This window comes from Maribacter antarcticus DSM 21422, assembly GCF_000621125.1.
Taxonomy (GTDB): domain Bacteria; phylum Bacteroidota; class Bacteroidia; order Flavobacteriales; family Flavobacteriaceae; genus Maribacter; species Maribacter antarcticus.
The window spans coordinates 36,518-59,020 of sequence record NZ_JHZC01000020.1 but is presented as its reverse complement, the minus strand read 5'-3'; the positions used below and the strand labels follow the sequence as shown (position 1 = coordinate 59,020).

Annotated in this window: 25 protein-coding genes; 24 read left to right on the top strand and 1 reads right to left on the bottom strand. The window is 32.4% G+C overall.

The window, feature by feature from the left end; all coding sequences use genetic code 11:
• The 15 genes from Q360_RS26175 to Q360_RS0115145 all read left to right on the top strand — a co-directional run.
• Nucleotides 1–539: hypothetical protein (locus Q360_RS26175; protein WP_027077844.1), on the top strand; the 539-nt coding region annotated here is incomplete at its 5' end.
• 182 nt (nucleotides 540–721) lie between these two features.
• Nucleotides 722–1,288, top strand: a complete 567-nt coding sequence (locus Q360_RS0115210) for a Crp/Fnr family transcriptional regulator (protein WP_027077843.1) — start codon at nucleotides 722–724, stop codon at nucleotides 1,286–1,288.
• Nucleotides 1,289–1,352: 64 nt separating this feature from the next.
• Nucleotides 1,353–1,805: a DoxX family protein gene (locus tag Q360_RS0115205; protein ID WP_027077842.1), complete on the top strand. Its 453-nt coding sequence runs from the start codon at nucleotides 1,353–1,355 to the stop codon at nucleotides 1,803–1,805.
• Between the two features lie 230 nt (nucleotides 1,806–2,035).
• The gene (locus tag Q360_RS24820; RefSeq protein WP_051554755.1) at nucleotides 2,036–2,764 is read left to right on the top strand and encodes a DUF6090 family protein; all 729 of its coding nucleotides are present in this window, start codon (nucleotides 2,036–2,038) and stop codon (nucleotides 2,762–2,764) included.
• A gap of 253 nt (nucleotides 2,765–3,017) precedes the next feature.
• On the top strand, nucleotides 3,018–4,142 hold the full coding sequence (locus tag Q360_RS0115195; protein WP_027077841.1) for an adenylate/guanylate cyclase domain-containing protein: 1,125 nt from the start codon (nucleotides 3,018–3,020) through the stop codon (nucleotides 4,140–4,142).
• 707 nt (nucleotides 4,143–4,849) lie between these two features.
• Complete coding sequence (locus Q360_RS0115190) at nucleotides 4,850–5,413, top strand: Crp/Fnr family transcriptional regulator (RefSeq protein ID WP_084273470.1); 564 nt, start codon at nucleotides 4,850–4,852, stop codon at nucleotides 5,411–5,413.
• 59 nt (nucleotides 5,414–5,472) lie between these two features.
• Nucleotides 5,473–5,862, top strand: a complete 390-nt coding sequence (locus tag Q360_RS0115185) for a cupin domain-containing protein (RefSeq protein ID WP_084273469.1) — start codon at nucleotides 5,473–5,475, stop codon at nucleotides 5,860–5,862.
• 49 nt (nucleotides 5,863–5,911) lie between these two features.
• A complete protein-coding gene (locus tag Q360_RS0115180; RefSeq protein WP_036196125.1) occupies nucleotides 5,912–6,370 on the top strand; it encodes a DUF3291 domain-containing protein in 459 nt (152 codons plus the stop codon).
• A gap of 243 nt (nucleotides 6,371–6,613) precedes the next feature.
• Nucleotides 6,614–7,480, top strand: a complete 867-nt coding sequence (locus Q360_RS0115175; RefSeq protein ID WP_027077837.1) for an AraC family transcriptional regulator — start codon at nucleotides 6,614–6,616, stop codon at nucleotides 7,478–7,480.
• Nucleotides 7,481–7,574: 94 nt separating this feature from the next.
• Nucleotides 7,575–8,135, top strand: coding sequence for an OsmC family protein (locus Q360_RS0115170; protein WP_027077836.1), 561 nt, complete (start codon nucleotides 7,575–7,577; stop codon nucleotides 8,133–8,135).
• Between the two features lie 10 nt (nucleotides 8,136–8,145).
• A complete protein-coding gene (gene mddA, locus Q360_RS0115165; protein ID WP_027077835.1) occupies nucleotides 8,146–8,901 on the top strand; it encodes a methanethiol S-methyltransferase in 756 nt (251 codons plus the stop codon).
• A gap of 107 nt (nucleotides 8,902–9,008) precedes the next feature.
• Nucleotides 9,009–9,344, top strand: a complete 336-nt coding sequence (locus Q360_RS25360; protein WP_084273468.1) for a RidA family protein — start codon at nucleotides 9,009–9,011, stop codon at nucleotides 9,342–9,344.
• 113 nt (nucleotides 9,345–9,457) lie between these two features.
• Nucleotides 9,458–10,063, top strand: a complete 606-nt coding sequence (locus Q360_RS0115155; RefSeq protein ID WP_027077834.1) for a Crp/Fnr family transcriptional regulator — start codon at nucleotides 9,458–9,460, stop codon at nucleotides 10,061–10,063.
• Nucleotides 10,064–10,168: 105 nt separating this feature from the next.
• A complete protein-coding gene (locus Q360_RS0115150; protein WP_245603272.1) occupies nucleotides 10,169–10,924 on the top strand; it encodes an alpha/beta hydrolase in 756 nt (251 codons plus the stop codon).
• Entirely contained in the window at nucleotides 10,908–11,495 is a 588-nt protein-coding gene (locus Q360_RS0115145) for a hypothetical protein (protein WP_027077832.1), read from the top strand. Before Q360_RS0115150 ends, Q360_RS0115145 begins: the two co-directional genes overlap by 17 nt.
• A 174-nt stretch (nucleotides 11,496–11,669) precedes the next feature.
• Here the strand turns inward: Q360_RS0115145 and Q360_RS0115135 are convergent, their stop codons facing one another.
• Nucleotides 11,670–11,900 (bottom strand): hypothetical protein, encoded by a 231-nt coding sequence (locus tag Q360_RS0115135; protein WP_027077831.1) that lies wholly within the window; start codon nucleotides 11,898–11,900, stop codon nucleotides 11,670–11,672.
• A 199-nt stretch (nucleotides 11,901–12,099) separates the two neighbouring features.
• On the opposite strand from Q360_RS0115135, the gene Q360_RS0115130 reads away from it, so the two are divergent.
• The 9 genes from Q360_RS0115130 to Q360_RS0115085 all read left to right on the top strand — a co-directional run bounded on the left by Q360_RS0115130 (nucleotide 12,100) and on the right by Q360_RS0115085 (nucleotide 21,966).
• Entirely contained in the window at nucleotides 12,100–12,984 is an 885-nt protein-coding gene (locus Q360_RS0115130; protein WP_027077830.1) for an ABC transporter ATP-binding protein, read from the top strand.
• Between the two features lie 21 nt (nucleotides 12,985–13,005).
• Nucleotides 13,006–16,599 carry a M1 family aminopeptidase gene (locus Q360_RS0115125; protein ID WP_027077829.1) on the top strand — a complete coding sequence of 1,198 codons (3,594 nt, stop codon included), beginning with the start codon at nucleotides 13,006–13,008 and terminating at the stop codon, nucleotides 16,597–16,599.
• Between the two features lie 64 nt (nucleotides 16,600–16,663).
• Nucleotides 16,664–17,245, top strand: coding sequence for a Crp/Fnr family transcriptional regulator (locus Q360_RS0115120; protein ID WP_027077828.1), 582 nt, complete (start codon nucleotides 16,664–16,666; stop codon nucleotides 17,243–17,245).
• 75 nt (nucleotides 17,246–17,320) lie between these two features.
• On the top strand, nucleotides 17,321–17,941 hold the full coding sequence (locus tag Q360_RS0115115) for a hypothetical protein (protein WP_051554753.1): 621 nt from the start codon (nucleotides 17,321–17,323) through the stop codon (nucleotides 17,939–17,941).
• A gap of 9 nt (nucleotides 17,942–17,950) precedes the next feature.
• A complete protein-coding gene (locus Q360_RS0115110) occupies nucleotides 17,951–18,355 on the top strand; it encodes a DoxX family protein (RefSeq protein ID WP_027077826.1) in 405 nt (134 codons plus the stop codon).
• A 31-nt stretch (nucleotides 18,356–18,386) separates the two neighbouring features.
• Complete coding sequence (locus Q360_RS23525) at nucleotides 18,387–18,797, top strand: nuclear transport factor 2 family protein (RefSeq protein WP_051554752.1); 411 nt, start codon at nucleotides 18,387–18,389, stop codon at nucleotides 18,795–18,797.
• Nucleotides 18,798–18,889: 92 nt separating this feature from the next.
• Complete coding sequence (locus tag Q360_RS24815; protein WP_169734661.1) at nucleotides 18,890–19,594, top strand: GNAT family N-acetyltransferase; 705 nt, start codon at nucleotides 18,890–18,892, stop codon at nucleotides 19,592–19,594.
• A gap of 171 nt (nucleotides 19,595–19,765) precedes the next feature.
• Entirely contained in the window at nucleotides 19,766–20,323 is a 558-nt protein-coding gene (locus Q360_RS0115095; RefSeq protein WP_027077824.1) for an AAA family ATPase, read from the top strand.
• A 305-nt stretch (nucleotides 20,324–20,628) separates the two neighbouring features.
• Complete coding sequence (locus Q360_RS0115085) at nucleotides 20,629–21,966, top strand: Gfo/Idh/MocA family protein (RefSeq protein ID WP_027077823.1); 1,338 nt, start codon at nucleotides 20,629–20,631, stop codon at nucleotides 21,964–21,966.
• Nucleotides 21,967–22,503: the final 537 nt, after the last annotated feature.

Below are 22,503 nucleotides of genomic sequence, written 5' to 3'. Positions count from 1 at the left end.
ATGTCTCTCAAAAGATTGAACTTTATTTACAAAAGAACAACAGGTTGACTGATATTATTGACCGCAACATACCAATATCGTATTATGATACCATCAATGAATCCAATTATGCCAATTGTGAAAAGTGTAGAATTGATGTTGCTGATGCAGATTCTTTTCAAAATTTAGAAACGGGTTATCACTTATTGAAATCACTTAACACAGACCAAAGCAATAAGGTAGACTCGCTTTCTTTTAAAATAGATGCTTTTTATAAAGACTACGATGCAATATTCCCAGATGTGAATAAAATGTTGTTAGATATTACAATTGAAACAACTGATGATTTCCAAAAATATGATTGGTTTGTAGAATGGTCTGTTTTTGAGCGAAGAACCTACAACAAGGAGTTAGTTACCTATATTTTTGAGAGTGATGAGTATCGTACCAAAAGTGACAAACACTTAATTTACTCAAAATATTATTTAGGTAGACTAAAAGATTACAATACCAACGCTACAGAAATATTAAAAATTTTGGGTGAAAAATTAAAAGAATGAAAATCTTTAGAAAAATATATTAAAAAATAACGAAAGCACAACAACGTGTATAATCAATTGCTTGGTTCCTGCCTACTTGGAAATATCTTCTGAATTTCCTCTGTTTCTTGTTTTATTTAGTAAGTTAATGACTATAACCACGCAACTAATCTTATACAAATACGTTAGCCACAAGCAAAAAAATGGATGAAATTAGAAAATTTATTGACAATATTTCTCCAATGAACAATTCTGATTGGGAGTTTTTCTCTTCAAAATTACAAGAAATAAAACTTGACAGAAATACTCCTCTATTAAAAGTCGGTAAAACTGAAAATTATTTATACTTTATTTCAAAAGGAATAATCAGGCTTTATATTCCAAGAGTAGAATCTGACTTAACTTTTGGCTTTCTATTTGAAAATGAGTTTGTTACAGGCTATGATTCTTTTTTATCACAAATGCCTTCTGAATACCAAATTGAAACCTTAACAGAAAGTGTTTTATGGCGGATTTCAAAAAAAGACTTAGAAGAAGTTTATCAAAAAACAAGTAATGGAAATATTATTGGTCGAAAAATGGCTGAAAATATATTTTTAATAAAATCAAAGAGAGAGATTTCCTTATTAAATAAAACAGCAGAAGAACGATACTTGAGCTTATTCATTGACCGTCCTAAATTATTACAACAAATTCCATTAAAATATATCGCCTCATATATTGGTGTTACACCACAAGCATTGAGTAGAATAAGAAAACGGATTAATTAACTTGGGTTCATTATTTTTATTTCTTCTTTTACAACCTTTGTATTCAAATAATTTAGAAAAAAATATGAAACCACTAATTGTACTTTTATTAAGTTTTACAATCTCTCTTTTAGTTATTAAAATTATCAAAAAAGAATATGAATTTGCATTTTCAGCAAGAATTGCAATGTCCATAATGCTTGTGTTTACTGCTATTGGTCATTTTGCATTTACAAAAGGAATGTCAATGATGATTCCTAAGTTTATTCCTTTTAAAGAAATTTTTGTTTACTTAACTGGAGTTTTTGAAATTCTATTAGCAATAGGTTTACTAATTCCTAAACTTAAAATGGTATCTGGATGGACACTTATAATTTTTCTTCTATTAATGTTACCTGCTAATATATATGCTGCTATGAACAACGTAAATCTCCAAAAAGGAACACTTGATGGTAACGGTATGATGTATTTATGGTTTAGGATACCTTTACAAATATTATTTATTATTTGGACTTATATTAGTACAATAAGAATATAAAGGAAAAGCCAGTGGCTAACAGCGTGTATAAGTAATAAGGGTTATGTGCTAAACTGAAAGTTAGTACTTATTTACAAAGTTCCCCAAATTTGCAATTTGACGGTTAAATGAAAAAGGGTGACAGTAAAATTGCAAATTTGTCTAAGTGCTAAACTGAAAATTATTGTGTATTTATTCCCTTACTACTCATACACTAATCGTTGTGCTTCATTATCAGAAACCGCTAACCAATGATAAAATTCTTTAGAAAAATTAGACAAAAAATGCTGACTGAAAACAAATTCAGCAAGTATTTACTTTATGCAATTGGAGAAATAATCCTTGTTGTTATTGGAATTTTAATTGCGCTATCAATTAATAATTGGAATGAAAACAGAAAAGAGTCTAACTTGGAATTGGAAATATTATCCGGTCTTTATAACGACATTGCTAATAATAAAATCAAGATAGATAATTTGATTTCGAGAGACTCAATAATAATTACAGGAAATCAACACATTCTTTCTTTATTGAAAGATAATAATTCAACCTTTAATGATTCACTTCAATTTAGTTTTGGAAATATTAATCGATATCAAATATTTTTTCCTCAACAAATGGCATATGAAACACTTAAATCGAAAGGTCTTCACTCGATAAAAAACGATTCATTAAGAAAACAAATTATTGAATTATATGATGAGACGTATTTAGTTAATTCACACATCAGAGATTTAAAAAGTGAGGTTTACTCGAACACATACAATATGCTGAATAAAAGGCTTTTTACAACAAAAGATATTGACCATAAAATACCGAACAATTATAATGACTTGAAAGGAGACACAGAATTCCTGAATACATTATCCCATATTACAGCTGAAAACGAAAACTTTCAGAATTACTCATATATGATGTTGGAAAAAACTATTACAGTTATAACCGAAATTGATAAAGAAATTAAAAGATTAAAAAAATAACGAAAGCACAACAACGTATATAAAAAATAGCGCGAGTCTTTGCTAACACGCCGGGTTCGGGCATTTTTAGGAAGTCGCCAAATTTTTAAATTTGACAAATTTCCAAAAATAAAATAATTAGTAAAATTTGAAAATTCGGCTTGTGTTTCATCCGAAAATTATCGCTTATTTTCAGCGCTACTTTTCACATACAAAACCGTTAGCGATAATAAATCATCATTCCTTACATTTAACCTAACATTGTCAACATAACGTGAAAATAACTCCAAAAGCGAAAAGAAACATTTCAAGGATTACTCCCTTTGCGATTATCTGGTTATTGATTGGATGGATAATTGATATAACAGTGTTCGATGTAACACATAACCAAATCCTCAATCCAGATACTGGTATTTCCTACACCATCCCAGTGCTGATTTTTGCTAGCCTGGCGAATGTCCTGGTTGGACTTATTGTAGGGGTTTTAGAAGTGGTTTATTTAGAAAAGAGATTCTCAAACCAATCACTGAGTGCCAAGCTTTTTTACAAATTCTTAATCTACCTTACCTTATTAATTATCATTATAGTCCTCTTATTTCCTGTGGCATCTACGCTCGAAACAGGCATAAGTTTGCTAGAAGTTGATGCTTGGCAAAAATTGGGTAGATTCCTAATAAGTATCTCTTTCCTTATCACCTTATTTCAGTTGTCTGTAAAGCTTATGGTTAGTTTGATATATTCAGCTATAAGTGAAAACTTAGGACATCAGGTGCTTTTAAATTTTTTTTCCGGGAAATACCACCAACCCAAAATTGAAAAGCGGATTTTCATGTTCCTAGACATGAAATCTTCGACTACAATAGCCGAAACTCTAGGCCACGTAAAATACTTCAAATTACTGGACACCTATTACAGTATTATGTCAGACTCCATCATCAATTCATTCGGTGAAGTCTACCAGTACATAGGAGATGAAGTCGTGATTTCATGGAAACCTGGCAAGGGGATTAACCAGTCAAGCTGCATCAAATGCTTCTTTGACATACGCGATCATCTCAATGAACAAAAAGAAGTTTTATTTCATGAATTTGGCTTTGAAATTGGATTCAAAGCAGGGATTCATTTCGGTGAAGTCACTATTGGAGAAATTGGAGCCTTAAAAAAAGAAATCGTATTTACGGGGGATGTCTTAAATACGGCCGCTAGAATTCAAAGTCTTTGTAAGGAATTAAAATCTGACCTACTGATCTCAGGTGCAATTAAAGAATTATTACCCCATTCTAACTATCAATATAGCTCTAAAGGAGAGATAGAACTGAAAGGAAGAAATAAGAAAGAAGAACTGTTTAGCGTAACATTAGAAAAGAAGCCGACAATCGCTAACAAAGTGTATAATTAATTGCTTAGGTCTGTATGTACTCGGAAAATCCTACGGATTTCCCAAACGTTCGGTTTCCTTTTACTAAATTAGTTGCTAGACAATCGCAACTAACCATACACAAACCGTTAGCAGTAATATGTGGTAAGAAGTAAGATAATCATCGGGGCTTTCCCTTTTTTGCTGCTTACCCTATAAGAGACCTACTCATTTCGCAAACAGAACGTTTATCAGTGCAACAACAAATCTACGGTACCAATTTCATTTGTTTCTCTTTTAAGTGTGCCCTAGCCTTTAAAAATAGAACAGCTTTTGGGGTTTTCCCTTTTGCCGCCAAAACGCAAGTGTTGCGCAATCGATATGCGGACGGACTTGTGGCTTGCTGGTATTCTTAAACCTTCTATACCTATTAATTTTTTTGATGTCTGCTTAGGTGAATCGCAGCATGTTATAAGCGGCAAAATCTACAGGTAATATAGGAATAGCTTGTCTTTTAGCGTTTGGTTCGGGTTACATAAAACCGCTAACAAGACCTATACGTAATGCGGGGCTTGGTCAATATCAAAAGGTTTGTGTATTTTTAGGAGGTACGCCAAAACAGTTTGATTTGGGATTTAGAACAAAAATAAACACAAAAAAACTGCTTTAGCTAAGTGTAAAATAAGGAAAATGAGTACTGCGCTGCTCCCGCATTACCTATAGCTTAGCCGTTGGCAGTAATAAAAAAAATGAACGAATTTAGAAATCAAATCACGAATTCAATCAATCTAAAAAAGGAAAATTTAGACTTATTGGAAAATCATGTCGAAAAAACCGATTATCAAAAAAATGATTTATTAATACAACCAGGAAAAGTATGTTCATTTATTGCGTTAGTAAATAATGGAATATTTCGTTCTTACATAATAAAGAATGGTACCGAATTTAACATTGACTTCTACATGCCTAAAACATATATGAGCTCATATACTAGCTTTATTACACAAACTCCCACTAAAGGTTATATACAAGCGTTATCTAATTCAACAGTATATTATTTATCAAGTTCAAACTATCAAAAACTTTTAAATACAGATTCTGAATTTTATAAATTAAGTAAATTAATATCTGAGACTTTATTCATTCGAAAATGTAAAAGAGAAACGACTCTTTTAATGGATACTGCTCGAGAACGATATGAGTTTTTACTGAAAAATTACCCTAATATAGAACAACTAATTCCTCAATATCAAATTGCTTCTTATTTAGGAATTAAACCAGAATCTTTAAGTCGACTTAAGAAGTTAACCTAGGTCAATGAATAATAAAATAATTGAAAATATCTTTGTCAAAATCTATAAATATAGTTTTCATGAAGCATTATTTAATAATTATTGTTCTCTTTTTAACCAATTATAATTCATTTTCACAAAAAGTCATTACTCGAAAGAATTTACAAGAATCAAATATTGAAACACAATGTTTTTCTAATATAAAAACGACTGAAATAGAATTTAAAGAAGGTTTTAAAGCTCTTAAACATAAACACCCTTGTATAGTTATTGGATATATTATATCTGGAGAATGCCTCTTTCAAATTGAAGGAGAAAAAGCAATAGTATTAAAGAAAGGGGAAGCATTTATTGAGCCTGCTGAAAAAACAATAATCCATTTTAATAATAATTCAGAAAGTCAAAAACTGAAATTTGTCGTTACCTATTTAAATAATCATGAAACAAAATTAACTCATATATTGGAATAAACTACAGCCAACATATTTCACTTTAATATAAAAGACACTTTGTAAAAAAATGATAAAAAAATACCAAATTGCAGAAATTAATATTGCTCGAATGAAAGGAGTAAATATTGATGACCCGATTATGAAAGAGTTTGTAGACAACTTAGACAGAGTTAATGATTTAGCTGAAAATACCAAAGGTTTTGTCTGGAGATTGAAAGATGAGAATAATGACGCAACTAACTTCAATCCTTATAATGATGAACAGGTTATTATAAATGTATCTCTATGGGAAACAATTGAGTCGTTAGAAATGTTTGTGTACAAAACTTTTCATACAGATTTTTTAAAAAAAAGAAAAGAATGGTTTCATTCTTACGGTAAGGTTTATACAGCAATGTGGTGGATACCTAAAGGAGAATTTCCTACAATTCAAGAGGCAGTTAAAAAGTTAGATTATTTACAAAAAAACGGTTCATCACAAGTAGCTTTTAACTTTAGAAATAAGTTTTCTAAACCATCTGAATGAAATTGTTGAGAAATTAAAATACTACTGCCAACAATGTATAAAAAACATAGGGCTTTTGTGTTAACTCCAAAGTTCTGTGTCTATTTACAAAGTCCGCTAAATATAAAATTTGGTCTTTACGAAAAAATATAAAAGCAAAATATTTATATTTAGCTAAGTTAGAAACCGAAACATAGTGCTTATTTATTGCCCTACGTTTCTTATACTAAACGTTAGACATAATTAAAAATTGAAATCAACATAGTGATTAACGCATACGAGTACTTTAAAAATCATCCGAAATTCAACAAGCTTGTTGGGAATGATTTCTTATTCGTAGAATATAAATGTCCTCTTAATATTGAAGAATATCAACTATGGATTGAGAATCACTTAATAACATATGTTGTAAGTGGTAGAAAAGATTGGATTACCTCAAATAAAACACATAAACTTACAGCAGGAGACACGCTGTTTGTAAGAAAAGGGGTTTATACAACAAAGCAATATCTAGAAAGTGATTATTGTGTAATGCTTTTCTTTATCAACGATAAATTCATCAAAAGGTTTATTACCGAAAATCCCTCATTTAAAAGAGAATTAAATCATCAGAAAGAGCATACTCAAATTTTCGAAATTACTACAAATGCTGTATTTAAAACATTAATAGAAAGCATCTTTCATTATTTAAAGCAAGGGGAAGAAATTCCGAAAGAACTAGTGGAAATTAAATTTAAAGAATTACTCTTTAATATAGTGCTCAATTCAAATAATAACGAACTGCTATTTTTCTTCAATTCAATAACGCAAAATGCCAAATCTAATATTGAAAATATTATGACAGAAAATTTTCAATACGAGTTGCAAATAGCTGATTTTGCCAAACTTTGTGGTAAAAGTTTATCTTCCTTTAAACGTGAGTTCAAAAAATGTTTTAACACGACACCAAGTAGGTGGTTAATCGATAAAAGATTAGACCACTCCAAAACCCTGTTGCTAGGAACTAACCTAACTGTAAGTGAAATAGGATACGAATGTGGGTTTAAAAACATTTCGCATTTTATTCAAGCTTTTAAAAAGAAAGCAAACCTAACTCCCAATAAATTCAGAGCACTCCAAAAGGAAATTTAATTGAACTTTTAAGAACACTTTTTGGACTTTTAAGAAATCCTAAAAAAAACATAAAACCTGTCCTTTGTATTAGTTAATTATAAAAACTAATATCATGCAAAGTCAGTTAAAATCCATAAAAAATAGCTCCTTAGTTCATCAAAGACATTTAATTCTTCACGAAAAGTATCAAAAATATCCTGTAACTGCTTGGATTACTGATTCCGCAGAGGTCATAGGAATAAATCTACAAGACCCTTTTAGAACAACAGTTTCCATCAATGATACAATGAAAATTCCATTCAAAATTGGAGTTCATAAAGCAGTTGGTGGTGATCACGATTTTCCAAATGCAGGCGATTTATTATGTGCATCGTTAGCATCTTGCTTTGAAAGTACCATTAGAATGATTTCAAATAAATTGGGAGTAGAACTCATTGAAACAAAAATACGAGCAAATGCACAAGTTGATGTAAGAGGCACATTGATGATTGATAAATCAATTCCTGTTGAATTTCAATCTATGCATATTGATGCTTTACTAATTGCCAAAAACACAAACAAAAAGCTCTTGAGTACCTTAATAAAAGGAGCGAAAAATAGTTGCATCGTTTATCAAACTGTAAAAAAAGGAACTCCCATTACCTTAAATGCGGACTTTAGAATTACAAACTAAAATATAAATTATGAAAAAATCAATCATCTTACTTTACGGAATTTTAGCCTATTGTGTTTTTCTAGTTGCTTTTATGTATGCAATTGGTTTTATAGGTAATATCCTTGTCCCAAAATCTATAGATTCTGGGACAGAGACAACCTTGTTTTCTTCCATATTAATCAATGTTGTTTTATTAAGCGTATTCGCTTTACAACATAGTATAATGGCTCGACCAGCATTTAAAAAATGGTTTACAACTATCATTAGTCCAGCAATGGAACGAAGTACTTATATACTTTTATCAAGTTTGGCTCTAATGTTAATTTATTGGCAATGGCAACCAATCACCATTACTGTATGGGAAACCAATAGTAAAATTGCTATTGATATTCTAACAGGAATCTTCTTTCTAGGTTGGCTAATTGTTCTTCTATCAACATTTATGATAAATCATTTCGAACTTTTTGGTCTAGCACAGATTATTGATAATCTAAAGAACAAACAAACTCCTAACCCCAAATTTCAAACTAACTATTTATATAAAATTGTGAGACATCCCATTATGTTAGGATTTATAATCGCCTTTTGGGCAACACCTACTATGACGGTTGGACATTTATTATTTACCTTAGTTACGACTTTATATATTCTAATAGCTGTAAAATATTTAGAAGAAAAAGACCTTCGTAAATATATTGGAGAAGAATATGAAATATACCAAAAAGAAGTCCCTATGGTGGTACCTTTTTCAAAAAAAAATTCAAAGATTAAAAGCGTGAAATAGAACCAAAATTAATCGAATTGGGAATTCAATCACCAGAAGTTCCAAAGCCTGTTGCAAATCATATCCCAGCAAAACGTACTGGTAACTTGATTTATGTTGCTTGACAGATTCTAGTAGAGAATGGAATCATAAAAAAAGGCAGACTTGGAAAGGATTTAAGTTTAGAAGAAAGCAAATGCGCTACTAAACTTTGTGCCATAGGTTGTTTAGCAGCAATTAAAACTATTAGTTCGCTAGATAAAGTAACCAGTATTGTTGCAATTCACGGATTAGTAAATTCTACTTCGGAAAATACTGAACAAGCTGATGCTATGAATATTGCTTCCGATTTTGTTGTTGAAGTATTTGGAGAAATTGGAAAACACACTCGTACAGCAGTTGGAGTAAGTGTACCTCATAATATTGCAGCTTCAATATATATGATAGTCGAAATTGAGGATTAAAAAACTATGCCTAACAATATGTATAATTGCATGTCTTGTATCGGCTAAAAAAAGTCGATAAGAAACGCAATATACACTTAACGTGAGCAAAAATTTAAGCAACCTACCTACAAATGAATAAAGCTTTCTCAAAAGAAGAAAATATTTTATATAGCTTTTTAAATCCTGTGTACCCTCTTACAGAATTGGAATTTAAGCCCATAGCTGAAATTTTAAAAAAGAAAAAATACAAAAAGGGAGAAATTATTCTAGATATTGGTCAAGTTGAAACAAAAACTAGTTTATTAATTAAAGGCTTTGTTCATCAGTACGTAATAATTGAAGGGGAGCTGTTTACAATTGATTTTTCGCTTTCCGGTATGGGTTTTAACAATTTCACTAGTTATATAGAAAACTCGCCTTCAAATCAAATACAAAAGGCAATGACTGATGTAGAAATTCTTTATTTTAAAAAACAAGATATTGAAAAATTACTATTAAAAAGCCAACCTTTTTGCTACATCTACACTAAGCTATTTGAACAAGTGCATTTAGAGCGTGAAAAAAGGTCTTTACTCTTGCAACACAAAGATGTCTTTAAAAAGTATGAATTATTTCTAAAAACAATTGAAAAATCTAAAGTATTCATAGAAGAAATACCTCAAAAATTAATTGCAAATTACTTAAGTATGACACCTGAATCTTATAGCAGAGTAAAAAAGGAATATCTAAAAAAGTAAATTCGTTTATTGATTTGAAATAAGTTTTATGACTTAGAGTTGTTTCACCTTTGTGGCAAACTTTGAATTATGAAATTTATTTATCTTTTATTTCTACCTATACTTTTGAGTTGCTCAAATGATGACAATTTAGAGATCATTGGAGTTATCGAAGAATTTAGTTTACAATCAAACATTAGTAAGGATAGCTATCCTATTTATGTTTATTTACCAGAAAATTATTCCAATGATTCTTCCAATCAATTGATAATTGGTTTAGATGGTGATACTCGATTCAATGCTATAGCAAATCTAATTTCCGATAAAACTCAGAACGGAAGTATGCCACCTTCTATTTTAATATCTATTGGAAACAATAAAAATAGGAATCGAGATTATACGCCAACATCTTATGATCACGGTACTGGAGGTGCTAATAACTTTTATCAGTTTATTAAAGAAGAACTGATACCTGAACTTGAATCAAGATATAATTTAGACCCCTCAAATAATAAAACACTAATTGGGCATTCTTTTGGTGGGTTATTCACACAGTATGTTATGGCACAAAATAGGCAAGATAACCCATTCAATAAATTTATTGCAAGTGGCACATCATATTGGTACGATTCAGGTGTTATATTCGAATATGAACAGAATTATGCAAATGAAAACATTGACTTAGATGTAACATTTTATAATGGAATGGGAACCTTAGAAGGAGGAGTTATGCTGGCGTCTTTTGAGGAAATGAATGAGCGTATAGACAATAGAAACTATCCGAATTTTAAGCATAAAAGTGAATTAATAGAAAAAAGCGGACATACGGGTTCTGCACATACAATATTTAAAAAAGGATTAGACTATGTATTCAGTAATTAGAATAATTACAATTATCGGTTTGATATCTATCAGTAACACGCTATACGCTCAAAAAACCAACAACAACTCTTTAGAAGTAGGTGTATTGGGAGCAGGCGATGAATCATTATATTACGGAGGCTACAGCAAATTTATCGTACCGCTGTCTAATAAAACAAATTATTTTACGATTTCTTTTGCTCTAACTGCCTATTTCGATTTTAAAGGAGAATCAGAACGAAATGCTTATTTAGTAGATGATATTGATATGCGATTAATACCAACTGTTAATTTTGGGTATTCGTTAAATTTTAATAAAGTCCAATTAAATTTTGAAGTACCCATTGGTTTAAGTTATGCCCATACAAAAGGTACTTTGGTAAATGAAACCATAGGTTTCGAACGAGATTATTCCAATAATGAAGTTTTCTTTACTTATGGATTTTCTTTTTCACCAAAATACAAGATTAATAATTCTAATAGCATTGGACTTACTACATTTCTACCTTTTATTAAGGACAAAGCTCAATCTGGATATCAGATTGGAATTGGTTGGACAAAAACTTTTGCTAACAATGTATCTAAAAAATAGGACGATTATTGCTTGACCAATGGCTTGGGCTTATTTACGGGGTCGCCATGTTTTTAATTTGTATTGTAGCTCATAATAAAGCTAAGAAAAAATTAAAAATATGGCTTCTTGCTTTACGGAAAGTTAAATACTTACCAACTGCCCTACTTTTCATATACTAACCGTTGTGCGCAATTAAACACAAACCAATTCACTTTTTGAAATCTTTCGTAATAATTCCTCACCCCATTCTGTATCTATAGGACGAAAACGAGATTTATCCCATCTAGCATCATTATGTATAACCTGAACATCTTTTTCACTTACCCATAATACAGTATATATTTCGCCCTTAACTAACTTCTTTTCACCATCTAACCATCCACATTCGTCATTTATGCAAACTACTTTTTGTCCTACTTTCATAATTAATTGCGCACAACACTGTATCTAATTAATAGCCTGTGTCGTGCTTGTTTTAAAGGCTATTGTCTGTTTAATAATTTAGTTTTTAATACGAAAGCAGTCGCTTATTTACGGCTACTAATCATATATTTTAACGTTAGGCATAATAAATTGTAACAAATCACTCTCTCAATCGCCTAATCAAAAAAGAGAATAAACGATGCATAAATTAACTATCAAAAACTTATCAAAAACCTATCCTAATGGTGTCAAAGCCTTAGTTGATGTTAATCTAGAATTAGAAAACGGCATGTTCGGACTATTAGGTCCAAACGGGGCTGGTAAATCCTCGCTAATGCGAACGCTTGCCACACTGCAAGAAGCAGATTCTGGTACTGCGACTTTAGATGATATTGATATTTTAAACCAACCTGCAGAACTGCGAAAAGTTTTAGGCTACTTGCCACAAGAATTTGGTGTGTATCCTCGTATTACAGCAGAACAATTATTAACACATCTCGCCATTTTAAAAGGAATTACCAATACGTCTGAACGTAAAGAATTGGTGAAGTACTTATTAAACAAGGTGAACCTTTACGATAAACGAAACAAATCTGTAAAAGGGTTTTCTGGAGGAATGAAACAGCGTGTTGGGATTGCACAAGCCTTAATCGGTAATCCTAAATTAATCATTGTTGATGAGCCAACAGCGGGTCTAGACCCTGGAGAGCGTAATCGTTTTTATAACTTATTGGCAGATGTTGGTAAAGACGTTATTGTCATTCTATCCACACATATCGTTGATGATGTAAGAGAATTATGTACCAAGATGGCGATTATGAATTTAGGAGAAATCGTGTATCACGGGTCTCCACAATCGGCAATTGACGAATTAAGCTCTAAAGTATTTCAAAAAATAGTTGACAGAGACGAACTTCAAAATTATGCTAACGACTATAAAATCATTTCAAATAAAATGGTAGGTGGACTGCCCCTTATTCATGTATTTAGTGAAGAGCATCCGCAAAACGGATTTGAACAAGTGAGACCTAATTTAGAGGATGTCTTCTTTTCTAAAATCAACACGTCTAACGTACTTGTTTAATCAACCCTAACCATTTTAATCATGTTTAAAACATTCTTTTCATCAGAATTAAAATATACCCTTAAGCAACCGATGGTGTATATTTTCATATTCATCTTGGCATTAATGGAATTCTTTGCAACCGTTAGTGATAACGTACAAATTGGAGGAGCCATTGGTAATGTGTATCGCAACTCGCCATATACAATGACTGTACATATCACTGTCTTTTGTGTTTTTAGTCTTCTAATGGCTGTAGCCTTTTTCAATAATGCAGCTTTACGCGACCATAATAGTGAATTTAACGAAATCTTATTTACAACACCCTTAAGCAAACCAGGCTACTTTTTTGGGCGCTTTTTAGGAGCTTTAGTCGTCTCAACATTACCATTAACAGGCGTTTTTATTGGCATGCTGCTAGGAACTGCTATGAATTCTATTTTCGGATGGATCGATGTAGAACGCTTTGGTCCATTTTACCTTGAAACCTTCGTGAATAATTACCTCTTATTTATTTTACCTAATATGTTCCTTGCCGGAGCCGTTATTTTTGCCATGGCAAACAAATGGAAGAGTACTATTATTTCATTTGTTGGAGGTTTAGTTATTATTGTAGCTTATATAGTTTCTGGCTCTTTAATGTCTGATGTAGATAATGAAACCATCGCTGGTTTATCAGATATATTTGGAATTAACACCTACTCTATTGAAACTAAATATTTTACTCCAATAGAAAAAAATACCATCAGTCCTGGGTTTTCTGGCCTTTTATTTTGGAACCGAATCCTTTGGACGTCTGTGGGTATTATTATTTTACTGATTTCGTACTTTAGTTTCTCGTTCCAGCAGAAAAATAAGAAAGTAAAGAAGCCAAAAGGTAAAGTCGCAAAAGACGAAACTGTATTTGCACTTCCAACGTTAAATCCAACGTATGGTGCTGCTGCGAATTGGCTTCAATTTAAAAGTTTCTTTTACACCAACTTTTTAAGCATTGCAAAAAGTGTCACCTTTAAGATATTATTTCTTTTTTGTATTATCATTTTAGTTGCGGATTTAAGTGGAGGTTTTGAATATTTTGGTTTACAATCCTATCCTTTAACCTATAAACTCATTGATTCTATAAAGGGAAATACAAACCTGTTTACAGTCATTATTCTGATATTTTTTAGTGGTGAATTAATTTGGCGCGATAGAGATTCTAAGATTAATGAAGTTGTAGACGCAACTGCACATACCTCTTTTATTTCTATGGCTGCAAAAGCCTTATCATTAATTTGTATTACTACAATTTTAAATCTCTTCTTTATTTTTATTGCAATTATCTATCAATTACTTAATGGCTTTACACGTATAGAATTAGATGTTTACCTCTTAGATTTCTTTTATTCTAATCTGGCGCTTTATATTGTCTTTGCTGGCATTATGATTATGATTCAAGTGCTGTCTAGTAATAAATACATTGGCTATTTTATATCTGTATTGGTACTCTTAGTATGGGAAATTGTCTTAAGTATTTTAGATATTTCCACCAATATGCTAGATATTGGAGGAGGAGGTTCTGTTTTCTATTCGGACATGAATAGCTTCGGGCCAGGATTAACAAGCGCCTTGTGGTTTAATTTTTATTGGATTTTACTGTCGTTTTTAGGGTTACTCATAGCAGGTGCGCTATGGAATCGTGGGTCGAAAAGCTCTTTATTTAGTCGTATAAAAACGGCACGGAAAGAGGTGCCTAAAAGTTACCGCGGTATTATAGCCTTAACGGCAATTGTATGGATTGGTGTTGCGAGTTTTATCTATTATAATACGCAAGTATTAAACCCTTACCGTTCTAGTGATGCGACTGAGCAATTATCTGCTGATTATGAGAAAAAATATAGTACGTACAGAGGTGTGGTATCACCAAAAATCACGGATGCGAAATATTATATAGATATTTTTCCTGAAAAACGGAATATTAATGTTAAAGCAGATATTCAGTTAACCAATGCCTCTAACAAAGCTATTGATTCACTACACTTTTATAATCTTGAAGGCTGGGACACCAAATTGACTATACCTAATGCAACCGTAGTCTTTGAAGATGACACCTATTTATACACCATCTATAAATTGAGTCCTGCATTGCAACCTGGTGAGCAAATTATGCTTCATGTTGACAATACATACCTTACTAAAGGTTTTGAAAATGGCAGAGGTAATACAAACATCATTAATAACGGAACCTTTTTTAATAACGGAGATGTTTTACCAACAATGGGATATGCTGAAAATTTTGAGCTCTCAGATAAAAACACACGCAAAAAGTATGACCTAGAGCCAAAAGAGCGGATGCCAAAATTAACACGGGAAATTTCCGATTTACATCATAATAACTATATCAGTAATGGACAATCCGATTATATTAATGTGGAAACCATTATTTCCACAAGTAAAGACCAAACAGCTATTGCTCCTGGTTCTTTAATTAAAAAATGGGAAGAAAACGGCAGAGACTATTACCATTATAAGAGTGATACTCCATCTTTAAACTTTTATGCGTTTATGTCTGGCGATTATGAAATTGCAAAACGCAAATGGAATGGTATTGATATTGAAGTCTATTACGATGAAAAACATCCTGAAAATGTGGAGATGATGTTAGATGCTGTAGAGCGTTCTTTGACTTATTACACGGAAAACTTTGGACCTTATTTTCATAAGCAATGTCGTATTATAGAATTTCCACGTTATGCGTCATTCGCACAAGCATTTCCAGGAACCATGCCTTATTCTGAAGCGATCGGATTTATTATTAATCTTGAAGACGAAACCGGAAATAACATAGTAGATGCTGTGATTGCGCACGAAATGGCACACCAATGGTGGGCTCATCAAGTTATTGGAGCCAACATGCAAGGTAGTGTGATGATGAGTGAAAGTTTTTCTGAATATTCCGCTTTAATGACGATTAAGAATATGACCGAGAACCCGATGAAAATGCGTGAATTTTTAAAGTATGATCACGATCGCTACTTAAGAGGGCGCAGTGGTGAACGTCTTAAAGAGTTGCCATTGTATACCGTGGAAAACCAAGGCTATATCCATTATGGAAAAGGCAGTGTTATTTTATATGCCTTACAAGATTACATCGGTGAGGATAAAGTAAATTTAGCAATGAAAGGTTTCTTAGAAGAATACCGCTATAAAGAGCCACCTTATCCAACGTCGTATGACTTCTTAAGGTATTTAGAACCTCAAGTTCCAGATTCGCTAAATTATCTAATCACAGATTGGTTTAAAGAAATTACCTTATACGATAACCGTCTAAAAGAAGCCAATTACAAAAAATTGGATAATGGTAAGTATGAAGTAACATTCGAGATTGAAAGTTCTAAAGTAAAAGCTGATAGCTTAGGAAACGAAACGAAAACTGCAATTAATGATTGGATTGATGTTGGTGCATTTGCCGATGATGATGAAGAAAATTTAATATTCCAAAAAAGGGTAAAAGTTAATAAGCCAAAAATGACTTTCGTATTTGAAATTGATTCACTACCATCAAAATTAGCTATTGACCCTCGTCATTTACTAATTGATAGAGTATATGACGACAATATAAAACTGGTAGTAGAAACTATGCCTAACAAAAAATAAACGCCATTAAAACAGGCGTTTATTCAATGCGTTGTAACACATTAAAAACAATATCGAGAAAGAAATGACTCCAATTGATAAACTCATAGTGCATTTTAGAAAAAGTATAACACTTACAGACGATGAAGCGGAAATCGTTGGTGGATGTTTTACTATCGTAGAATTAAAAAAGAAAGAAATTCTTTTATACGAGGGTGATCTTTCATCGCATATGAGATTTATTTCAGACGGCTGTCTCAGAAGTTATTATATGGATGAAGATACAAAAGAGCATATCATTCAATTCGGAATAGAAGATTGGTGGATTAATGATTTATACAGTTACCTAACTAATACTCCTTCGAAACAATTTGTTCAAGCTATTGAAAATAGCGTAGTACTCCAAATACATAAAGACAAATTAAACGATCTGTATAACAACGTCCCAGCAGTAGAACGTTTTTTTAGATTCAAATTTGAAAAAGCCTATGTTTCATTACAGGAACGAACTATTAATGCCATGAGTAAAACGGCCGAAGAGCATTACCTTGATTTTCGTACAAAGCATAGAGATATAGAGCAGCGTGTGCCGCAATATATGATCGCTTCTTACTTAGGTATTACACCCGAATTTTTAAGCAAACTCAGAAAAAACATTTCGCAATAAGTCGTTATTAACCTACATTAAGATTCCCTACATAACATAGCAGTTTCTTTGTCCTATCAATAAAAAGATTGGGCTATGTTAAGAATTATAAGTGTATCGATTACTCTCCTATTTTCCGCTTTGGCATCAAATGCACAAGAGGTTGGTTTCTCTCCAGAATTGCTGTTCGGCCATAGGTCACTTACCTATCAACATTTTGTAGCGCATCGTTTTAACGATAAATGGTCTATAAATAATGTATCCTACTTTGACACAGAATATACCAATGAAACAAACGACATCTATTTTATTAGAAATATGGTGTCTTTCCATTTCAATAAACACATTCAAGTCAATGCTGCGTTAGGCGCTAAAAACCCTGGTTCATTTGCTACTCTAACCACGCAATACAAATTTTCGGCATCCAGTTTTAAGTTGAGCTATGCGATTGGCAGCACCTATCAAAATGGGTTTACACTTGAACAAAATTTGATACTGAATTACACCCCCGTTTTGAGTAAAGACATTAAGGCTTATCTAAATCTATTTGTAATTGTAAATACCGATTTTGAAATAGTAAATAGAGGGATACAACAATTTAGAATTGGGATTCAAAAAGAAAACCTTATCACAGGAATAGCAGTCAATCTAGATCAATTTACAGGAGGAGTAAAAACACTCCAAAATTACGGGCTTTTTATAAAATGTAACTTTTAAACTATAGATATGAAAAACACAAAACAAGACCTCGGAATAGTACTTATAAGAGTAAGTATTGCATTTACAATGCTCATTTACGGAATCAGCAAATTGAGATTTGGAATTGATTTTATTTCAGACCAAATAGCCCAATACGGACTGCCATCATTTTTAGGCTATGGCGTTTATCTTGGAGAAATCATTGCTCCTATTCTAATTATTATCGGGTATAGAACAAAACTAGCCGGACTAATATTCGCAACTAATTGCTTCGTAGCGACATTATTGGTGCAACTTCCAAACCTGCTAAAACTTAATGGTTTTGGCGGCTGGGAAATGGGTCCATTATTTATTTACACTCTTTTTGGCATCGCATTATTTTTTACTGGTGGTGGTAAATATAGCGTGTCAACTAAAAATAAATGGGATTAGAAATCAATCAATTTAAACTAAAATGATACAAATGAAAAAATCAAATATAGAAGTCGTACAAGCTTACTTTAATGCATTTCAAAATGGAGATATGGAACACGTTTTAAACACATTTCATCCAGATTGTTATATCGTAAGCGTTAAAGAAGAAGAACGTCCAATAGAGCAATTACACGGTATTTACAGAACAAAAGAGGAGGCCAAACAGTTTTTGAATAACATCACTTCTTTGTTCAATACAAAAGATTTTACGGTAAATCATATAGCGTCCGCAGGAGACAATTTAGTAATGGCAAATGGCACTTTTTCGCATGAAGTCAAAACAACTGGCAAGCTTTTCAATAGCTCATGGGTTCAGCTTTGCATTATCGAGAATAAAAAAATAAAGGAGTATCGATTTTTTGAAGATTCGGCAGCTTTTGTTGCAGCTTCAACAGAATAAAACTCAAGAATGGAGTAATAGTAAGCATCACGTTTAATTATTACTCCAACAATTAAAAATTTTATATTATGACTAATTATAGCATAGATCACTTGTTTGATTTTTGGGAATACATTGGAGTACAAGGTGATTTTTTTACCACTGAAAGAGGTTACAAGTTTAGCTGCCAAAGTAATATGTCTTGGCCAAGTAAAATCTTCGGAATTGATAGTAACCGTATAGATTTTGAGCAGCTAAAAGTGAACATAAAAAACGGGCTTTTACCAAAATCGTTAGGCATACCTAAAGATGAATTGACAGAAAAGTTGCTTTTAATTCACAATTTTGAAAAAACATCAGTAGTGAAAGGAATGTTTTTAAATATATCTAGAGAACATAAACCTAAAGATAATTTTCCGACCATACAGCGAGTAGATACAAAGTCAAAAGCAATTAAATTTGCAAATGTTGCTGCCAAATCATTTGGGTATGAAATTTACCCAAAGACAATAATCTCTTTACTTGATTTTGATTCAAAAATCAGGTTGTATTTAGGCAGTCATAATGGTTCTTCAGTGAGCTGTGGCATCATTTTTTTAGATGAAAATAAAGTTTCTGGCATCCATATGATTGGGACAATCCCTGAATATAGAGGGCGTGGATTGGGAAAAATCATGACTACCAAGTTGATATGCGAAGCTTTTAATAACCGAAGCAATACTGTTGTTTTAGTAGCGTCAGAATCTGGTGAAAGAATTTACTCCAAAATGGGATTTAAAGTTGATGGAACCTTAAGTAGTTATTCAATACAAGAATAACGTGTTACAACACAGTATATAAAAAATAGCGGTTTAAGTGTCTAGTTAAAAGCAATTTCATAAATTTAAAGTCAGTAATGGTTTGAAAATTTAGTGCGTCACAATCCGCTACTTTTCATATACAAACCGTTGCCAGTAATTAGACTAAACCGAGAAATATAGATAATTATAATGAAAATTTTGATCTTTGGTGCGTCAGGTTCTGGAACTACAACTTTAGGAAAGGAAATTGAAAAAAAGACAGATTTTAAGCATCTGGATGTTGATGATTATTATTGGAAAAAGACTGAACCACCCTTTCAAGAAAAATTATCTTTAAAAAAACGAAATGATAATCTGAAAGTCGATTTTAAAAAGTTTGAAAATATCATAGTAAGTGGTTCAATGGTTAGTTGGGGAAAAGAATGGGAAAAATCATTTGATTTAGCAATATTCATTCACTTGAACAATAACGACAGAATAAAACGACTTGAGAATCGAGAAACTGAACGCTATGGTGAAAAACTATTAACGGACAAAAAAACTCAAAACGATTCAAAAGCATTTCTCGAATGGGCTAATCAATATGAAAACCCTGATTTTAATGGAAGGTCTTTAAAAGTTCATAATGCCTGGATTGAATCACTCAAATGTAATGTCTTGAGAATAGATGGTGAAGTGGGGTTGAAAGAGAAAACGGAAAAAGCACTATCGGAAATAAAAACTACTGGCAACAATGGCTATAATTAATACGGGGTTTGGTGTTTAACCCAAAGTTTAGTGTTTATTTACAAAGTCCGCCAAATTTTTTAATTTGGCTTTAGAATAAAAAAGATAAAACAAAATAAAAAGATTTTGCTAACTGCTAGTTCGAAAGTTCAGCACTTTTAATTCCCGTACTAACCATAGCCTAACCGTTAGCTTTTATTAGAAAAAACAAAAATGACAAACTCCGATGAACCAATAGCAATTTGGACAAAAAAAGATAATTTAAAGTTGAATAACCCCCTAAATGGAGTAACTATTTTGGTGTTCGAGAATAAAATCAACAAAAAATGAAAAAAAGAGAATTTCTAAAAAAAGTGGCCGTCTTCACAACTGGCATTACCCTTTTTCCTTCATGTGGTGTTAACAAAATAGCTAATGCGACTAATAAGATCAAAAGAATACGCACCGCACACATTGGAGTCGGAGGAATGGGTATGGAAGACTTACAAGCAATTGCTTCTCATCAATTAGTCGATGTAGCTGCCTTGTGTGATGTCGATGCAAATAATTTAGAAGCAGCAAAAGTACTTTTTCCACAAGCAAAAATATACAAGGATTATCGCAAGCTCTTAAAAGAAATGGAAGGGGAAGTAGATGCTGTAATTGTTTCCACTCCAGACCATACTCACGCACCTGCTTCGATGATGGCAATGGAATTAGGGAAGGCAGTTTATTGTCAAAAACCGTTGGCTCATAAGGTATCAGAAGCTAGAGCAATGCAAAAAATAGCAAAAGAAAAAAGCTTAATTACTCAAATGGGTATCCAAGTTCATTCTTTTTATGATTATAAACTAGCAACACTTTTGATTCAAGATGGCATCATTGGAAAAGTAAGTACCGTCAGAGCTTGGACTCCAAGGAATTGGGGATATGGCCCCGCACCTGAAGGGGAAGATTCAGTTCCAGCACATTTAGATTGGAATCTTTGGTTGGGAACTGCCCCCAAAAGACCTTATAAAGAAGAAATTTACCATCCTGGAAAATGGAGAAACCTATTAGACTATGGTTGTAGTACACTTGGTGATATGGGTGTTCATATTTTTGATACGCCTTATAATGCTTTACAATTAGACGTTCCAAAAACGATTACTAATAAATGTAGAGCACCTAATGGGTTTGGTTTTCCAGAAAAAAGTGAAGTTACTTATCAATTTCCTGGAACAAAATATACTACCGAAAATCACACTTGGATTTGGTCAGATGGAGAAGCTCCTGCTCCACATGAAGATTTGAAATTACCAAATGATGAAATGCTTCATGATCAAGGGGCCATGTTTATTGGCGAGAAAGGGAGATTGTATTTACCTCACTTTCAATTGATGCCAAAATTAATTGTCAATGGAAAATATCAAGACATCGATATTTCAAAATTTAACTTAGAAGAACCCGTCAGAGATTATGCGGTGGAAGCACCCAAACATTATCATCAATTCATTGATGCATGTTTGGGAAAAGATAAATGTACCGCGCCATTTTCTTATGCATCTCGGTTGACAGAAACAATTTTGCTTGGAGTCCTTGCTGGTCGTTTTCCAAATCAAACATTACATTGGAATAGTGCAGCTGCCAAATTTGAAGAAGAGGAAGCAAATCAATATTTAGATACGAAGTATCGAACATTTTGATATTAGAATAAAAAATTGTGAAATTGTAAGAGTAACTGCACTGATAAAAAAACTGAAGCTATCAATGGCTAAAATTCATTGCTTGCGGATTTCCTAAACGGAAATTACGTGCAAAAAGCTATCTTTAGGTTCGGCTGGATTGTCCTTCGGATGAATCACAGCAACGAACCTTAGCCCAACCGTAAGCGGTAATATGTGGTAAGAAATAAGATAATTTTCGGGGCTTTCCCTTTTTGGCTGCTTACCTTATAAAAGACTTACTCATTTCGCAAGTAGAACGTTTATCAGAGCAACAAAAAATATACGGTACCAGTTTCATTGGTTTATCCTTTTAAGTGTGGCCTAGGCTCTAAAAATAGAGCAGCTTTCGGGGTATTCCCTTTTTGCCGCCACAACGCAACGGTTGCGCAATCGATATGCGGACGGACTTGTGGCTTGCCCGTATTTATAAACCTGCTATACCTCTTAATTTTTTTTATGTCTGCTTAGGTGTATCGCTGCATGTTAAAAACGGCAAAATCTAAGGGTAATATAGTA

Bases quoted from the DNA above. Each gene is read 5' to 3' on its own strand.
- Q360_RS0115205 (WP_027077842.1), top strand. From the start codon at position 1,353: ATGAAACCACTAATTGTACTTTTATTAAGTTTTACAATCTCTCTTTTA.
- Q360_RS23525 (WP_051554752.1), top strand. From the start codon at position 18,387: ATGAAAAAATCAAATATAGAAGTCGTACAAGCTTACTTTAATGCATTT.
- Q360_RS0115115 (WP_051554753.1), top strand. From the start codon at position 17,321: ATGTTAAGAATTATAAGTGTATCGATTACTCTCCTATTTTCCGCTTTG.
- Q360_RS0115190 (WP_084273470.1), top strand. From the start codon at position 4,850: ATGAACGAATTTAGAAATCAAATCACGAATTCAATCAATCTAAAAAAG.
- Q360_RS0115095 (WP_027077824.1), top strand. From the start codon at position 19,766: ATGAAAATTTTGATCTTTGGTGCGTCAGGTTCTGGAACTACAACTTTA.
- Q360_RS0115135 (WP_027077831.1), bottom strand. From the start codon at position 11,900: ATGAAAGTAGGACAAAAAGTAGTTTGCATAAATGACGAATGTGGATGG.
- Q360_RS0115110 (WP_027077826.1), top strand. From the start codon at position 17,951: ATGAAAAACACAAAACAAGACCTCGGAATAGTACTTATAAGAGTAAGT.
- Q360_RS0115180 (WP_036196125.1), top strand. From the start codon at position 5,912: ATGATAAAAAAATACCAAATTGCAGAAATTAATATTGCTCGAATGAAA.
- Q360_RS0115185 (WP_084273469.1), top strand. From the start codon at position 5,473: ATGAAGCATTATTTAATAATTATTGTTCTCTTTTTAACCAATTATAAT.
- Q360_RS0115125 (WP_027077829.1), top strand. From the start codon at position 13,006: ATGTTTAAAACATTCTTTTCATCAGAATTAAAATATACCCTTAAGCAA.
- Q360_RS24820 (WP_051554755.1), top strand. From the start codon at position 2,036: ATGATAAAATTCTTTAGAAAAATTAGACAAAAAATGCTGACTGAAAAC.
- Q360_RS0115120 (WP_027077828.1), top strand. From the start codon at position 16,664: ATGACTCCAATTGATAAACTCATAGTGCATTTTAGAAAAAGTATAACA.
- Q360_RS0115145 (WP_027077832.1), top strand. From the start codon at position 10,908: ATGTATTCAGTAATTAGAATAATTACAATTATCGGTTTGATATCTATC.
- Q360_RS0115130 (WP_027077830.1), top strand. From the start codon at position 12,100: ATGCATAAATTAACTATCAAAAACTTATCAAAAACCTATCCTAATGGT.
- Q360_RS0115170 (WP_027077836.1), top strand. From the start codon at position 7,575: ATGCAAAGTCAGTTAAAATCCATAAAAAATAGCTCCTTAGTTCATCAA.
- Q360_RS0115155 (WP_027077834.1), top strand. From the start codon at position 9,458: ATGAATAAAGCTTTCTCAAAAGAAGAAAATATTTTATATAGCTTTTTA.
- Q360_RS0115085 (WP_027077823.1), top strand. From the start codon at position 20,629: ATGAAAAAAAGAGAATTTCTAAAAAAAGTGGCCGTCTTCACAACTGGC.
- mddA (WP_027077835.1), top strand. From the start codon at position 8,146: ATGAAAAAATCAATCATCTTACTTTACGGAATTTTAGCCTATTGTGTT.
- Q360_RS0115210 (WP_027077843.1), top strand. From the start codon at position 722: ATGGATGAAATTAGAAAATTTATTGACAATATTTCTCCAATGAACAAT.